The 14,888-nt window shown below is 75.0% G+C and carries 14 protein-coding genes; 8 read left to right on the forward strand and 6 right to left on the reverse strand.

The window, feature by feature from the left end; genetic code table 11:
• Positions 1 to 41 precede the first annotated feature (41 nt).
• Positions 42 to 1,022 carry an NAD(P)H-quinone oxidoreductase gene (locus ACQZ2A_RS04010; protein WP_430207368.1) on the forward strand — a complete coding sequence of 327 codons (981 nt, stop codon included), beginning with the start codon at positions 42 to 44 and terminating at the stop codon, positions 1,020 to 1,022.
• Positions 1,023 to 1,096: 74 nt separating this feature from the next.
• Entirely contained in the window at positions 1,097 to 1,459 is a 363-nt protein-coding gene (locus tag ACQZ2A_RS04015) for a DUF1304 domain-containing protein (RefSeq protein ID WP_430207369.1), read from the forward strand.
• A gap of 27 nt (positions 1,460 to 1,486) precedes the next feature.
• Here the strand turns inward: ACQZ2A_RS04015 and ACQZ2A_RS04020 are convergent, their stop codons facing one another.
• Positions 1,487 to 3,007, reverse strand: a complete 1,521-nt coding sequence (locus ACQZ2A_RS04020; protein ID WP_430207370.1) for an AMP-binding protein — start codon at positions 3,005 to 3,007, stop codon at positions 1,487 to 1,489.
• A 220-nt stretch (positions 3,008 to 3,227) separates the two neighbouring features.
• Here ACQZ2A_RS04020 and ACQZ2A_RS04025 point away from each other — a divergent pair, with 220 nt between their 5' ends.
• The 4 genes from ACQZ2A_RS04025 (at position 3,228) to ACQZ2A_RS04040 (ending at position 8,916) form a co-directional block, all read left to right on the forward strand.
• Complete coding sequence (locus ACQZ2A_RS04025) at positions 3,228 to 3,875, forward strand: PadR family transcriptional regulator (protein ID WP_430207371.1); 648 nt, start codon at positions 3,228 to 3,230, stop codon at positions 3,873 to 3,875.
• Positions 3,872 to 4,600, forward strand: a complete 729-nt coding sequence (locus ACQZ2A_RS04030) for an ABC transporter ATP-binding protein (RefSeq protein WP_430207372.1) — start codon at positions 3,872 to 3,874, stop codon at positions 4,598 to 4,600. The genes ACQZ2A_RS04025 and ACQZ2A_RS04030 overlap by 4 nt, the downstream gene beginning before the upstream one ends.
• Entirely contained in the window at positions 4,597 to 7,494 is a 2,898-nt protein-coding gene (locus ACQZ2A_RS04035; RefSeq protein ID WP_430207373.1) for an FtsX-like permease family protein, read from the forward strand. The genes ACQZ2A_RS04030 and ACQZ2A_RS04035 overlap by 4 nt, the downstream gene beginning before the upstream one ends.
• A 177-nt stretch (positions 7,495 to 7,671) precedes the next feature.
• Complete coding sequence (locus tag ACQZ2A_RS04040; protein ID WP_430207375.1) at positions 7,672 to 8,916, forward strand: MFS transporter; 1,245 nt, start codon at positions 7,672 to 7,674, stop codon at positions 8,914 to 8,916.
• A gap of 15 nt (positions 8,917 to 8,931) precedes the next feature.
• Here ACQZ2A_RS04040 and ACQZ2A_RS04045 read toward each other — a convergent pair whose 3' ends face one another.
• Complete coding sequence (locus tag ACQZ2A_RS04045) at positions 8,932 to 9,162, reverse strand: helix-turn-helix domain-containing protein (RefSeq protein WP_430207377.1); 231 nt, start codon at positions 9,160 to 9,162, stop codon at positions 8,932 to 8,934.
• Complete coding sequence (locus ACQZ2A_RS04050; protein ID WP_430207380.1) at positions 9,162 to 9,776, reverse strand: DUF2975 domain-containing protein; 615 nt, start codon at positions 9,774 to 9,776, stop codon at positions 9,162 to 9,164. Before ACQZ2A_RS04050 ends, ACQZ2A_RS04045 begins: the two co-directional genes overlap by 1 nt.
• A 105-nt stretch (positions 9,777 to 9,881) precedes the next feature.
• Between ACQZ2A_RS04050 and ACQZ2A_RS04055 the strand changes: the two genes are divergently transcribed.
• Complete coding sequence (locus ACQZ2A_RS04055; RefSeq protein ID WP_430207383.1) at positions 9,882 to 10,520, forward strand: bacterial proteasome activator family protein; 639 nt, start codon at positions 9,882 to 9,884, stop codon at positions 10,518 to 10,520.
• A gap of 12 nt (positions 10,521 to 10,532) precedes the next feature.
• On the opposite strand, the gene ACQZ2A_RS04060 is transcribed toward ACQZ2A_RS04055, so the two are convergent.
• From ACQZ2A_RS04060 to ACQZ2A_RS04070, 3 genes are read right to left on the reverse strand one after another with little or no spacing between them, the layout of a single operon-like run.
• Positions 10,533 to 11,714, reverse strand: coding sequence for an MFS transporter (locus ACQZ2A_RS04060; protein WP_430207386.1), 1,182 nt, complete (start codon positions 11,712 to 11,714; stop codon positions 10,533 to 10,535).
• Positions 11,711 to 12,967: an MFS transporter gene (locus ACQZ2A_RS04065; RefSeq protein WP_430207388.1), complete on the reverse strand. Its 1,257-nt coding sequence runs from the start codon at positions 12,965 to 12,967 to the stop codon at positions 11,711 to 11,713. The genes ACQZ2A_RS04060 and ACQZ2A_RS04065 overlap by 4 nt, the downstream gene beginning before the upstream one ends.
• The gene (locus ACQZ2A_RS04070) at positions 12,964 to 13,686 is read right to left on the reverse strand and encodes a DUF6498-containing protein (RefSeq protein WP_430207391.1); all 723 of its coding nucleotides are present in this window, start codon (positions 13,684 to 13,686) and stop codon (positions 12,964 to 12,966) included. Before ACQZ2A_RS04070 ends, ACQZ2A_RS04065 begins: the two co-directional genes overlap by 4 nt.
• Positions 13,687 to 13,802: 116 nt before the next feature.
• Here ACQZ2A_RS04070 and ACQZ2A_RS04075 point away from each other — a divergent pair, with 116 nt between their 5' ends.
• Positions 13,803 to 14,885 carry a zinc-dependent alcohol dehydrogenase family protein gene (locus ACQZ2A_RS04075; RefSeq protein WP_430207393.1) on the forward strand — a complete coding sequence of 361 codons (1,083 nt, stop codon included), beginning with the start codon at positions 13,803 to 13,805 and terminating at the stop codon, positions 14,883 to 14,885.
• The last annotated feature ends 3 nt before the right edge of the window (positions 14,886 to 14,888 follow it).

The following is a 14,888-nucleotide window of genomic DNA, read 5'->3' on the forward strand; positions in this document are numbered from 1 at the left end:
GGGTGTGCCGACCGGCCGCGTGCGGGGCATAGCCTCGGGGGATGAAGGCGATCACCATCCCCGCACCCGGTGGGCCCGAGGCCCTCGTCCTCTCCGACGTCGACGTACCCGAGCCGCGTGCCGGCGAGGTGCTGGTCCGCGTCGCGGCCGCCGGCGTCAACCGGGCCGACTCGATGCAGCGCCAGGGCTTCTACCCGCCGCCGCCGGGCGAGTCCGAGGTGCCGGGCCTCGAGGTGAGCGGCACGGTCGAGGCCCTGGGCGAGGGCGTCGAGGGCTGGTCGGTCGGCGACGAGGTCTGCGCGCTGCTGGCGGGCGGTGGGTACGCAGAGCTCGTCCGCGTGCCGGCGGGGCAGCTGCTGCCGGTGCCGGCCGGGGTGTCGCTCGTCGACGCCGCCGCGCTGCCCGAGGTGGCCTGCACGGTGTGGTCAAACGTCTTCCTCACCGCGAACCTCCAGCCGGGCGAGGTCTTCCTCGTGCACGGCGGGTCGTCGGGCATCGGGACGATGGCGATCCAGCTCGCCAAGGCGGTCGGGGCGACGGTGGCCGTGACGGCCGGCTCGGCGGAGAAGCTCGAGGCCTGCCGGGCGCTCGGGGCGGACGTCCTCGTCAACTACCGCGAGGAGGACTTCGTCGAGCGCGTGCGCGAGGCCACCGACGGCCACGGCGCCGACGTCGTCCTCGACAACATGGGTGCGAAGTACCTCGGGCGCAACGTCGACGTCCTCGCCACGAACGGACGGCTGGTCGTCATCGGGATGCAGGGCGGGCGGGTCGGCGAGCTCGACCTCGGGGCGCTGCTCGCCAAGCGCGGCGCGGTCATCGCCACATCGCTCCGGGCGCGCCCGGCGGCGGAGAAGGCCACCATCATCGCCGCGGTGCGCGAGCACGTGTGGCCGCTCGTCGAGGACGGGGTCGTGCGACCCGTCGTGCACTCGCGGCGCCCGCTCGCGGACGCCGCCGGGGCGCACACCGAGCTCGAGGAGAGCGGGCACATCGGCAAGATCCTGCTGACGACGGGCTGACCGCCCGGGCCGCGCCCGTGGCCCGGGTGGACGAGGGGCTGCGGCAGCGGGCCGTGGTGCGGTAGACATCGCGGATGAGCGTCGTCGCGACCGTCCTCACCGCCCTCGTCGGGCTCATCCACGTCTACATCGTCGTCCTCGAGATGGCGCTCTGGGACACCCCGCGCGGGCGGGCCACCTTCGGCACGACGCCGCAGCTGGCGAGGCAGACCACCGTGCTCGCGGCCAACCAGGGGCTCTACAACGGCTTCCTCGTGGCGGGCATCGCTCTGGCATCGGTCGGCCCGGAGGAGCACCGGTACGCGTTCGCGCTGTTCACGTTGGGGTGCGTGGTCGTGGCCGGGGTCTACGGGGCGGCGACGGCGAACAAGCGGATCCTCGTGGTGCAGGCCCTGCCGGCGGCGCTGGCGCTGGTGGCGCAGGTCCTGGCCCACTGAGCCGGCGCCTACCCCGGGTCCGCGCCGTCAGTTGACCTGGCGGTCGCGGCCCTCCCAGTAGGGGGCGCGCAGCTTGAACTTCTGCAGCTTGCCGGTGGCGGTGCGGGCGAGCTCGTCGCGGAACTCCACCGAGGTCGGCGCCTTGTAGCCGGCCGCCTTCTCCTTGCACCACGCGATCAGCTCGGCCTCGCTCACCGACTCCCCCGGCGCCAGCACGACGAGCGCCTTGATGGTCTCGCCCCACTTCTCGTCCGGCACCCCGATGACCGCCACCTCGGTCACCGCCGGGTGGCTGAAGATGACGTCCTCGACCTCGATGGACGACACGTTCTCGCCACCGGTGATGATGACGTCCTTCTTGCGGTCCGAGATGGTCAGGTAGCCGTCCTCGCCGATGGTCCCGCCGTCGCCGGTGTGGAACCAGCCGTCCTCGAGCGCCCGCGCGGACTCCTCCGGCTGCTCCCAGTACCCCTCGAGCACGACGTTCGAGCGGGCCAGCACCTCGGCATCGGGAGACAGCGACAGCGTCACCCCGAGCGCGGGCGCCCCGGCCCGCACGAGCCGCTCGGCCCGCTCCTCGGTGGAGAGGTCGTCCCACTCGGCGCGCGTGCGGTTGATGGTCAGCAACGGCGAGGTCTCCGTGAGCCCGTAGATCTGGACGAACTCCCACCCGAGCTCGGCCTCCACCCGCGCGACCGTCTTCGTCGGCGGCGGCGCCCCGGCGACGATGATGCGCACCCGGTCCCGGCCCGGTACCTCGCCCTCCCACGTCTGCGCCGCCTCGAGCACCGCGTTGACGACGGCGGGCGCCGCGCACATGAACGTGACCCCGTGGTCGCGCACCCGCCGGAGGATCTCGGCCCCGTCGACCTTGCGCAGCACCACCTGCTTCACGCCGAGCCCGGTCGTGGCGAACGGCATCCCCCAGCCGTTGGCGTGGAACATCGGCAGGGTGTGCAGGTAGACGTCGCGGTCGTTCACCCCGGCGTGCAGCGCGAAGGTCAGCGCGTTGGTCCAGATGTTGCGGTGGGTGATCTGGACGCCCTTGGGGCGGGCCGTCGTGCCCGAGGTGTAGTTGATGGTCGCCGTCGCGTTCTCGTCCCGCTCCCACACCCGCGGCGTCGCCCCCTCGGGCGCGAAGATCTCGGAGTCCTCGCCGAGCACGAAGCGGTGCTCGGCCGTCACCGACGAGAGCGACGCCTCGACCTCGGGGTCGACCAGCAGCACGCGCGCTCCGGAGTGCTCGACGATGTACCGCACCTCGTCCGGGCGCAGCCGGAAGTTCACCGGCACCAGCACCCGACCCGACCCGCAGACGCCGAAGAACGACACGAGCATCCGGGCCGCGTTGTGCGACACGATCGCCACCCGCTCGCCGACCTCGATGCCGAGCTCGTCGAGCCGTGCCGCCTGACGCTGCGCCAGCGCCGCCACCTCCGCGTAGGTGAGGTCCGGCAGCGGGTCGGCCGGCTGCTGCGGCTCGTCGACCACACCCACCCGCTCGCCGTAGACCGTCCTCGCGCGGTCGATGAAGTCGGACACGGTCATCGGGACGAGCATCGGCGTTCCTCTCCGTCGGGGTCTGCTGGGGCCATCCTCTGCGACCGGGGACGCCGCCGCCACTGTCCGGTCGGCGAGAGGTCGCTCCGGCGCCACCGGCGGTCGCACGCGACCGGCCGGGATGCTTGACGACCGGCCCCAATACTCGGTATACATCTCCTCGTCAGCACGCAATACCCGGTATCACCACCGGGGGACGGAGGCACCGGTGTCGGTCCGCCTGGGGCTCATGGCCCTCCTCGCCGAGGGCGACTCCTACGGCGCGCGGCTGCGCGCCGACTTCGAGGAGCGCACCGGAGGCACCTGGCCGCTCAACGTGGGGCAGGTCTACACGACCCTCGAGCGGCTCGTCCGGGACGGCCTCGTCGAGCAGGCCGGCGAGGCCGACGCCGAGGGCCGCATCGCCTACCGCCTCACCGCGGCCGGCCACGCCGAGCTCGGCACCTGGTGGGACACCCCCGTCGACCGCACGAGCACCCCGCGCGACGAGCTGACCATCAAGCTCGCGCTGGCCGTCACCGCCCCGGGTGTCGACGTCCAGCGCGTCGTCCAGGCCCAGCGCACCTCGACGCTGCGCCAGCTGCGCGACCTCACCCGCCTCAAGCGGGACGCCCTCGACCGGGCGGAGGGGTCGGGCGAGGGCACGCGCGACGCCGAGCACGGGCTGGCCTGGCTGCTGGTCCTCGAGAACCTCGTCTTCGGCGCGGAGGCCGAGGTCCGCTGGCTCGACCACGTCGAGTCCGCGCTCGCCCGCCACGCACGCCGGGCACCGGCCGGGGGCCGTGCCACCAGCGACACCACCACGCACGACCACGCCGGCACCGTGCCGGCCCACCGGGAGGGGACCCACGCATGAGCACGCCACACGTCGTCATCTCCGACGTCACCCGCGTCCACGGCCACGACGAGATGCGCGTCGTCGCCCTCGACCACGTCTCGCTCGAGATCCAGCCCGGCGAGCTCGTCGCCGTCATGGGCCCGAGCGGCTCCGGCAAGTCGACCCTGCTCAACGTCGCCGGCGGCCTGGACCGCCCCACCTCGGGCACGGTGAGCATCGGCGGGCAGTCGCTCGGCGACCTCTCCGCCCGCGACCTCGCCAAGCTGCGCCGCCGTCGGATGGGCTTCGTCTTCCAGGACTACAACCTCATCCCCAGCCTCACCGCCGCCGAGAACGTCGCCCTCCCCCTCGAGCTCGACGGCATGCGGGCGCGCCAGGCCCGCCGGCACGCCCGCCGCACCCTCGACCTCATGGACCTCATGGCCCTCTCCGACCGCTACCCGGACCAGATGTCCGGCGGCCAGCAGCAGCGCGTGGCCATCGCCCGGGCCCTCGTCGGCACGCGCCGCTTCGTCCTCGCCGACGAGCCGACCGGCGCCCTCGACAGCCACACCGGCGAGGAGGTGCTTCGGGTCCTGCGCGAGCGCTGCGACGAGGGCGTCGCGGGCCTGCTCGTCACGCACGAGGCCCGGCACGCCGCCTGGGCCGACCGGGTGGTCTTCCTGCGCGACGGCAAGGTCGTCGACAGCACCGGGAGCCTCGACCGGCCCGAGGACCTCCTCGCCTCCGGCGGCGCACGGTGAGCACCGCCGCCCCTCCCCGCCCGGAGCTCGACCGGGTCACCGGCACGCCGGAACCCGTTGCCGCGGAACCGAGCCGGTTCGCCCAGTGGCGCTCGTCGTGGGCCGTCGCGCTCCGGATGGCCCGCCGCGACGTGCGCCGCCACACCGGCCGCAGCGCGCTCGTCGTCGTCATGGTGCTGCTGCCGACGCTCCTCCTGTCGACCGTCGTCACCATCGCCTACACCTCCGACGTCACCGGGGCCGAGAAGATCCCGGCCACGATGGGTACCGGCCAGGCGTTCATCGACCCTCCCGACTCCGGCCGGGTCCTGCAGGGCGCCGACCCCTCGCAGGCCGGGGGCAGTGGCCCGGAGGACGCCCGGGCGATCCCGGGCTACGACCGCGACGCCTCCCTCTTCGACAACGCACCCGCTGTCTCCCGCCTCGTCGGCGCCGATGTCGTTCCGCTGCAACGATTCGCGATCCGCACCACCGTCGATGACCGCCGCGTCTCCCTCGACGGGCTCGCCCTCGACGGCACCGTCGGGCTCGGCGACAAGCTGCGCCTCGTCTCCGGGCGCTGGCCGGCCGCTCCCTCCGGCGACGCCTCGGCGCCGGTGGAGGCCCTCGTCACCCCCGTCGGCATCGCCCGCGGGCTGCCGGAGCGCGGGACGGTCCGGGTCACCTCGGAGGGCACCGAGCGCACGCTGGCCGTCGTCGGTGTCGCCGAGGCCCAGGACGGCTGGTCCGTCCCCGGCGTCGTGACCGCCGGCCTCCTGCAGGCCGACGGGCCCGCCGTCACCGGCAACGGCGGCTGGATCGTCCTCGGCAACGACCCCGTCACCTGGCCGGAGGTCCGCGACCTCAACACCTACGGCCTCCGGGTCGCCTCGGCCGACGTGCTCGCGAACCCGCCGTCGCCGGACCAGGTGCCCCGGGAGATCGCCGAGATGACCTCGGGCGACGACGCCCGCACCGGCCTGATGGTCGGGCTCGCCGCCGTCATGCTCCTCGTCTCGACGACCCTCCTCGTCGGGCCCGCCTTCGCGGTGAGCGCCACCCGCCAGCGGCGCACCCTCGCGCTCGCCGCGAGCAACGGCGCCCACACGCCGGTGCTGCGGCGCACCGTGCTCGCCCAGGCGCTCGTGCTCGGCGCCGGCTCCGCGGTGCTCGGCGTCACCCTCGGCGTGGGCCTGGCCCGCCTCCTCGTGCTCTGGGACTCCACGACCCAGTACCCCAGCTTCGGCGGCCCCTTCGACGTCCGCCTGCCGGTGCTCCTCGCCGTCGCCGCCTGTGCCATCGCCTCGACCCTGGTGGCGGCGCTCATCCCCGCGCGACGGCTCGGGCGGCTCGACATCGTCGGGGTGATGCGCGGCCAGAGCGTCTCGCCGCGGCCGAGCGTGCTCGTGTTCGCCCTCGGAGCGCTGCTCACCGCGGCCGGTTCCGTGCTCACGCTCGGCGGGACGGGGGTCGTCGACGCCCGGTCCGTCCTGCCGATGTTCTCCTCCGACAGCGGCGAGATGCTCGTCGTCGTCGGCGCGGTGGTCCTCATCGTCGGGTCGCTCCTGCTCGTCCCGGTGCTGCTCGCCGGCCTCGGGCGGCTCGGCGGCCGGCTCCCCACCTCGCTGCGGATGGCGGCGCGCGACATCGCCCGGCACCGGGCCCGCAGCGCGCCATCGGTCGCGGCCGTGCTCGCCGTCGTCGCCGGGCTGACCTTCGGCCTGACCGGCCTCGCGAGCGACACCGAGCAGAACCGCCGCGAGTACGTGCCGAGCACGCTGCCCGGCGAGGTCCTCGTCTCGGGGGGCTTCGGCGAGGGCGCGATCCGCGCGGACGACGTCGCCGCCGCCCCCGGCCTCACCGTGGCTCCCGACCCCGTCTTCGCCTTCGACCCGGCGCGGTACGCCGAGACACCTCCGCAGGAGGCCTACCGCGTCCCGTTCCTCAGCCTCGTCCCGGAGGGCTGCACCCCCGAGCAGACCCTCGGCTGGGGGATGTTCCAGGAGAGCCCGCAGGAGCGCTGCACGGTCGCCGGCACCGAGAGCACGGGGACCGGTGAGGTGCCGGTCCTCCCGGCCGACGAGATCGTCCGGCGGCTCGGCCTCGACCCCGCCGCGGCCGCGAAGGTGCGCGCCGGTGCGGCGGTCGTCCGCGGCCTGCCCGTCGACACCGTCCGGGTGGTCCGTGGCACCTACGCCACCGACCCCACGGCCACGGACTCCACGCAGGCTCCCGACCCCGACGTCCGGCTCGTCCAGGACGTGGAGGTCCCCGTCGTCCGGGTGCCGCCGACCGGCGAGGGCTTCGCGGGAGTCCTCGGCGCGACCGTCGTGTTCGCCGCGGACACCACCACCTCGCAGGGCTGGCCGACCATCAACCGGACGTTCACCGTGCGCGACCCCAGCGGGGCAGCGGTGTCCGACACCGCGGTCGAGCAGCTGCAGCAGCGCCTCGGCGACGAGGTCGGCGTGCAGCGCGAGGACGGCTTCCAGCGCGAGGACCGCGTCGTGGTCGCCATCCTCCTCGCCGTGTTCGGGGTCCTCATCCTCGTCGTCACGCTCACCTCGACGGCGCTGACCCTCGCCGAGCAGCAGACCGACCAGGCCACCCTCGCCGCGCTGGGGGCGACGAGGGGCACCCGGCGGGTGATGGCGGCCGGCCAGGCCTTCGTCCTCACCGCGGTCGGCTGCGTGCTCGGCGTGGCGGTCGGGCTCGTGCCGGGCATCGCCATCGCGCGGCCGCTGACCAGCCAGGGCTACGACCCGCTGACCGGCGGCTCGGTCGAGGGGACGGGCCTGCTCGTCGTCCCGTGGCTCTCGCTGCTCGTCGTCGGGCTCCTCGTGCCGGTCGTCGCGGCCGGGCTCGCCGCGGCCGGCATCCGCCGCGCCCCGCAGGTCACCCGCCGGGCGACCTGACCAAAGACCCCTGGCAGGGGGATGCCCCCGCCCGCGCCCCTGCGGCGACGGGCGGGGGCATCGTTCTCGGGGCGGTAGAATCGGCGGAGCACAGGGTCCTGGTGCGTCGTTGGAGGCGGGTTCGGCGCACGCCCGCTCCGCCCTACCCGGGCGCAGGACCCAGGAAGCACGACCCCCATGTCACCCCTCGCCAGCTACCGGCGGCTGTTCTCGCTCGCCGGACCCCTCTACGTCCTCGTCGCCTTCGTCGGGCGGCTGCCGCTCGCCATGAGCCAGATGGGCACCCTCCTGCTCGTCGCCGGCACCACCGGCTCCTACGGCCTCGGCGGCGGTGCCGCGGGGGCGCTCGCGGTCGCCAACGCCGCCGGTGCGCCGGTGGCCGGAGCGGTCGCCGACCGGATCGGCCAGCGCCCCGTCGTCCTCGTCCAGTCCCTCGCGGGCGGCGCGGCGCTGCTCGTCCTCGTCGCGCTGGCCACGTCCGGGGTCGCACCGGCCGCGGTGATCGCGGCGGCCGCCGTCGCCGGGGCGGCGATGCCCCAGATCGGCCCGCTGGCGCGCGTCCGGTGGCGGCCGATGACCCGCGCCCAGGGCGAGCACCAGCCCCGGCTGATGGAGACCGCCTTCTCCTACGAGGGCGCCGCCGACGAGGCGTCGTTCGTCATGGGGCCGGCGCTCATCGGTGTGCTCGTCGTCCTCGTCAGCCCGGCCCTCGCGGTGTCGGTGGCGGCCGTCCTGCTCCTCGCGTTCGGCACCGCGTTCGCGCTGCACCCCACCGCCGCCCTGGCGCACGCGCACCGGCCGACCGCCGTCGCCGCGGGCCGGTTGCTCACCCCGGTCTTCGCGGTGCTGCTGGGCGCGCAGCTGCTCATCGGTGTCGTCTTCGGGTCCATCCAGACCGGCACGACGGTGCTGACGACGGCGGCCGGCCAGCCCGGGCTCGCCGGGCTGGTCCACGCCTCCCTGGGTGTCGGCTCGGTCCTCGCCGGGCTCGCCGTGGCCGGCCTCCCGGCCCGGTTCGGCTTCCCCTCACGGGTTCTCGTCACGGCCGCCGGCCTCGCGGTGCTCTCCACCCCGCTGCTCGTGACCGACTCGGTGCCGCGGCTGTTCGCTGTCGTGCTCGTCCTCGGCTTCGTCGTGGCGCCCTACATGATCAGCGTCTTCGTCCTCGGCGAGCGGGCCGTCCCGGCCCCCCGGGTCGGCACCGCGATGACCCTGCTCGCCGCGGTGACCGGCCTCGGCTACGCCCTCGGGTCGGCGGTCGCCGGCCGGCTGGCCGACCTGCACGGGCACCAGGGCGCGTTCTCGGTGACGGTGTCGGCGGGCGTGCTGGCCCTCGTCCTCGCCGCCGCGTCGCAGCCGCTGCTGCGCCGGGGGTCGGCCGCGGAGTCGAGTGCGGAGGTGGCCGCTCCGGCGACCACCTGAGCCCTCGAGCCCTCGTCAGTCGGCGGCGGGCCCGACGGTGAGGACGTCACCGGGCTGGCAACCGAGGACGTCGCAGACCGCCGTCAGCGTGCTGAACCGGATGGCCCTGGCCCGGTCGTTCTTGAGCACCGACAGGTTGACGACGGTGACCCCGACGGCCTCGGCGAGCGCGGCGAGGGTCATCCCCCGCTCCTCGAGCAGCCGGTCGAGGTGGCAGACCACGCGGTGCGGCTCCTCGACCGGCATCAGACCAGACCCTCGACATCGTCGCGCAGCCTGCTGCCGGTCCTGAACGCCTCGGCGAGCATCGCGAGGACCAGTCCCGACAGCATCGGGAGCCACGGCACGTCGAGGACGACCCCGGGCTCGAGGCCTCCGAGCTCCGCCGAGCCCAGCAGGGCACCACGGACGGACAGCTCGAGGAAGAACACCACCGCCGAGCCGAGCACCAGCACCATCGCCAGCGCGCGCATCCGGGTGACGTTGACCGCCGCGAACGGTTCGCCCGCCGCCACCGTCCGCATGATCCGCAGCACGAGCCACCCGCCGACGACGACCAGCAGGGCGACCAGCACCCCGGGCAGCAGCGAGAGCAGGCGCAGCCCGCCACCGACCGCAGGAACCTCGATGTCGAAGGTCGCCAACCCGTGCTGCACGCCGGCGGCGTCGAGCCGGGGCACCGACACGGGTGCGTGCGCCTCGACGCGGACCGGGGCTCCCGCCACCCAGTCGCGCACGGGGCCCACGACGCCACCGAGGACGGTCACCACGGCCGCCAGTCCGAGGAGCGCCGTGAGCCCCCACCGGTCCCAGCGGTCGAACGTCAGTGGGTCCTTGCGTCGTCGCGGCGCGGCGTTCATGGCATCTCCTGGCTATCGATCGTCGATGTACTATCGAGAGACGATATGCATATCGAGGAACGATGTCAACGGATGGACGTCGGGTCCTCGGGGCAGGATGGGGTCATGAGCGACCAGCCCCGTGAGGACCAGGACCGCGACGAGACCCGAGCGGTCCCCGCCACCGTCGTCGGCGACGAGGGCCGCATCGTCGTCGTCACCCCCGAGGGGATGGGCGTCGCCCCGCGCGAGCCCGAGACCGGTGAGCAGGAGGGTCGGGAGGGCCCGACCAACCCGGCCGACCTCGTCGAGCAGCCGGCCAAGGTCATGCGCATCGGGTCGATGGTCAAGCAGCTCCTCGAGGAGGTGCGCAGCAGCCCCCTCGACGACCGCGGCCGCGCCCGCCTCGCCGAGATCCACGACCGCTCGATCGCCGAGCTGAAGGACGGCCTGGCCCCCGAGCTCGTCGAGGAGCTCGAGCGGATCGCGCTGCCGTTCAGGGACGAGCAGCCCACCGACGCCGAGCTGCGCATCGCCCAGGCCCAGCTGGTCGGCTGGCTCGAGGGGCTCTTCCACGGCATCCAGACCGCGCTGGTCGCGCAGCAGATGGCCGCCCAGGCCCAGCTCCAGCAGATGCGCGCGCTCCCGCCGGGCATGGCTCCGGGGCAGGGCCACGGCCACACCCCGCAGGGCCCGGGGGGCCTGCCCGGGGTCCAGCGGCCCGACGGTCCGGGCCACGCCGAGGGCACCGGCCAGTACCTCTGACGGCGGGTACCGTCAGCCGGCCTCCTCGCGGCGCGGCAGCGAGAGCGCGACGGCCGCGCCGGGCAGGGCCGCGAGCGCGATGACGACGAGCGCCACCCGTGGCGCGTCGACGAACGGCTGGACGAGCAGCACCAGCAGCACCCCGCCGAGGTTCCCGGCCAGCAGGAGGAACGCCGTCGCCGTCCCCGAGCGCGCGACACCGACGTGCGCCTCGGACCACTCGAGCGCCACGGGAAGCCCCGCGAGCAGGACGAACCCGAGCAGCGCGAGCAGCACGCCGGCCACGACCGGCGTGTTCGCCACCACGAGCAGAACGAACACCGCTGCCGTGCAACCGGTCGCGGCGACGAGGAACCTCCGTCGGCGGCGCCGCGCGGCCACCGGGCCGGGCAGCAGTGCGGCACCGACGATCCCGGCGAGCGTGGTGACCGCGATGAGCGGGCCGCCGGTCCCGGGGTGCCCGAGGCCGGCCATCACCGGGTCGAGCCAGGTCGCGAGCGCGTTGAAGACGCCCACGCCGACGAGCAGCAGTCCCGCGAGCCGCCAGAGCAGCGGCTCGTGCCGCAGCCAGCGCAGGCCGTGGGCGTCCCGCGTCCCCACGGGCGCGAGCACGGCGACGCGGAGCATCGCGACGACCCCGACCGCCGCGAGCACGGCCAGGCCGGCGTGCACCCGCAGCAGCAGTGGCAGGCCGCCGGCCGCGACGAGCGGCGCCCCGCCGAGCGCTCCCCCGAGCACCCCGACGAACTGGGCCGCCGACCCGACGGCGATGGCGGTGGTGCGCTCGCGGGCCGGGAAGGCCCGGGCGGCGAGCGTGGTGGTCGCGGTGAGCACCAGCGGCTGGGCGACCGAGGCGAGCAGCTGGCCCGTGAGCTGCCAGCCGTAGGAACCCGGGTCGACCAACCGCACCAGGGCGCCGGCCGCGGTGAAGAGGGCGCCGGCCGTGAGCGTCGGGTGCAGCGACCGGTCGACGAACCGCCCTGCGGGGAGGGCGAGCACGACGAAGAGCAGCGGGTTGACGACGGCGAGGTCGCCGACCAGACCCTCCGACCCCCCCAGCGCACGGGCCGACTCGACGGTCACCGGCGCGAAGGTCAGCCAGAGCACCTGGGTGGTCGCGACGAGCAGCGCGAACGCCGCGAGCAGCCCCCAGCGCGACGGGCGCACGGACACCTCGGTCGGGGCCGCGCTCATGCCGGCACCGGGACCTCGCGCAGCGTGCGGAGCGGCGACAGCCAGCCGTACACGGCGGCCAGCACCCCGACGGACACGATGGCGACCATCGCCCCCCGCGTCCCGAGCAGCCCGGCCACCGCCCCGGCCCCGAGCGCCCCCGAGGTCCAGCCGACGCCGAACGAGAGCATCCGGCCGGTGGTGTTCACCCGGCCGAGCAGGTGCTCGGGCGTCGCCTGCTGCCGGTAGGTGATGGAGGTGAGGACCACGGCCTGGTACGCGATCCCCCAGCCGACCATGGCGACCACCGCGACGGCGAACGACGAGGTCGTCGCGACCACGAGCCCGGCCACCGCCGAGACCGGGAGGGCCAGCAGCGTGGCGCGCGGCATCGAGAAGCGGCGATGCAGGCGCGGGGTCAGCGTGGCGGCGACGACCCCGCCGATCCCCCACGCGGCGAACACCGCACCGAAGCGCCACCCGCTGGTGCCCACCCCGAGCAGCCGGTCGGCGTACGGCACCGACAGCGCCATGAAGCCGGCCCCCGAGAGCGACTGCAGGAAGCCGATCACCGTCTGCGAGCGCACGCCCGGGTGGTCGAGGAGGAAGCGGAGCCCGACGCGCACCTCGTCGGCGACCGCGCGGGCGCTGATCGGCGGGAGGTCGCGGGCACCGGAGAGCCGGGCCGCGATGCCGACGACGGCCGCCGCCGACGCGAGGAAGCTCAGCGCATCGACGCCGAGGAGCAGGGCCGGATGGAGTGCCGCGAGGAGCACGCCGGCCAGCATCGGCACCCCCAGGTCGAGGAGCGAGCCGAAGCCCCAGATGGCGGAGTTCGCCGGCCCGAGCCGGTCGCGGCCGACGATGGCCGGCAGCGCGCCGAACGCGGCGCCGTCGAAGAACACGAAGCAGGCCTGGGTGACGAAGCCGGCGACGAGGGCGTGCCAGACGGTCAGCACCCCGAGCTCGTGGGCGAGCGGCACCGACCCGATGGCCAGCGCGCTCGCGAGGTCGGCGACGACCATGACGCGGCGGCGGTCGAGCCGGTCGGCGACCGCGCCCGAGACGAGGCCGAAGAGCAGGTACGGCAGGCCCTCGACCAGCGTGACGAGCGCCGTGAGCGACGGGCTCCCACTGAGCCGGTACACCAGCACCGGCAGCGCGACCGCCGTCACGAGGGTCCCGGCGATGGACACCTGGCGGGCCAGCCAGAACCGGCGGAAGTCGCGGTCACGGTGCAGCGGAGGGGCACCCGTGGTGCTGTCGGCGCTCACGCCGCTCTCCGGACCGTGACGACGACCGGCCGGCCGAGGACGAAGAGCCGCCCCTCGCGCCGCTCGACGGCCAGGAGGAGGAGGAGCTCGAGGACCAGCTTGGCGGCCAGGACCACGAGGGCGACCCCGCGCTCCTGGCCGGCCGACAGTCGCGTGAGGTCATCGCTGCTGCCCACGCCCTGCACGACGAGCGGGGCGAAGAGGGCGGCGTAGGCGAGGGCCATCCGGGCGTAGGCCCGCACGTAGTCTCCGATGCCGAGCGGCTGACGCTCGCGCAGCCGGCCGGCGCTCGCCCAACCGGCCGCGAGGAAGCCGATGCCGCCGAGGACGAGCACGGTCAGCCACGGGCCGCGCAACGGCGCCACCGGCAGCACGGTGGCCAGCCCGACGAGGAAGGGGACGACGGCGAAGCCTCCGTAGTGGAACGCGAAGAAGACCGTGCCGAACGAGCGGGCCCGGCCGCGCCCGTCGGCGCCGCGGGCGACCAGGGCGCGCACCAGCGTCCACACGTAGATCGTCACGACCTCGACGGCCAGCCACAGCCAGACGTCGCCGTACCCGATGGCGCCGGTGAGGACGGCGAGCACCGGCGCGGCGTTGACCACGACGACCGTCGCGGCGAGGAGCGCACGGGCCGCGGCACGCGGCATCCCGTCGGTGAGCCGGAGGATCAGCTGGAGCCCGAGGAGGCGGCCGAGCCCGGTGAGGACGGCGTTCACGAGGGTCGCGTCCGGCCCGGGGCACGCGAGGTGGCGGGCGTCGTCGGCACCCGCGGAGCCTAACCCGTGACGGGACGGCCCTACCGCCGATCGCGCCGGTCGGCTAGGAAGGACGGGTGCCCGACGACGCGCCGCCCCCCGTCCCCCCCGCGGCGCCCCCCGACCCCGGCCGGACGATGCGGGCGGTCGTCTACGACGCGCCGCGCTCGCTCGCGGTGCGCGAGGTGGAGCGGCCGTCGGCCGGGCCGGGCGAGGTCGTGGTCGACGTCGACCTCGCGGGGGTGTGCGGCACCGACCTGCACCTGCACGAGGGCGGGTTCTTCGCCACCTTCCCGCTGACGCCCGGCCACGAGTCCACCGGCACCGTGCGCGAGGTCGGCGACGGCGTCACCCACCTGCGGCCCGGGCAGCGGGTGGCCGTCGACAACGCCTCGTCGTGCGGCCGGTGCCCCGAGTGCTCGCGCGGCAACCACCTCTTCTGCGAGCAATTCCTCTCGCTCGGCGTCAACGCCCCGGGTGGCTTCGCCGAGTCCCTCCTCAGCCCGGCGCACAAGGTCTACCCGGCCGACGACCTCGACCCCGAGGTCGCCGTCCTCGCCGAGCCGCTGGCCTGCGCGGTGCACGGGATGGACGTCCTCGCGCTGCGGCCGGGGGCCGACGTGCTCGTCGTCGGTGCGGGGACGACGGGGCTGCTGCTCTCCCAGCTGCTGCTGCACGGCGGCGCCGGCCGGGTGACGGTCGCGGCCCCGACGCCCTTCAAGCTCGAGCTCGCCGACGGCTACGGCGTCGACCGCGTCGTGCGGGTGACCCGCGACGCCGGCGAGACCGCGCGGACCCTGGCCGCCCTGCAGCCGGGCGGCTTCGACGTCACCGTCGACGTGACCGGGTCGGCGTCGGTCGTCGCGATGCTGCCCTCGCTCACGGCGACCAACGGCACCGTCTTCGTCTACGGCATGTGCGACGAGGACGCCCGCATCCCGCTGAGCCCCTACGACGTCTTCCGGCGCCAGCTCACCGTCAAGGGCTCGTTCGCCCAGGTCGACTGCACGGACCGCTCGCTGGCCCTCCTGCGCTCGGGGCGGGTCCGCACCGACGGGCTCGTCACCCACCGGTTCCCGCTGTCGGGCTACGAGGACGCCCTCGAGACGCTGCGCAGCGACCCGACGAGCCTCAAGGTCCTCGTCGAGCCGGGCGCCTGACCG

The organism is Phycicoccus avicenniae, assembly GCF_050496545.1.
Lineage (GTDB): Bacteria > Actinomycetota > Actinomycetes > Actinomycetales > Dermatophilaceae > Phycicoccus > Phycicoccus avicenniae_A.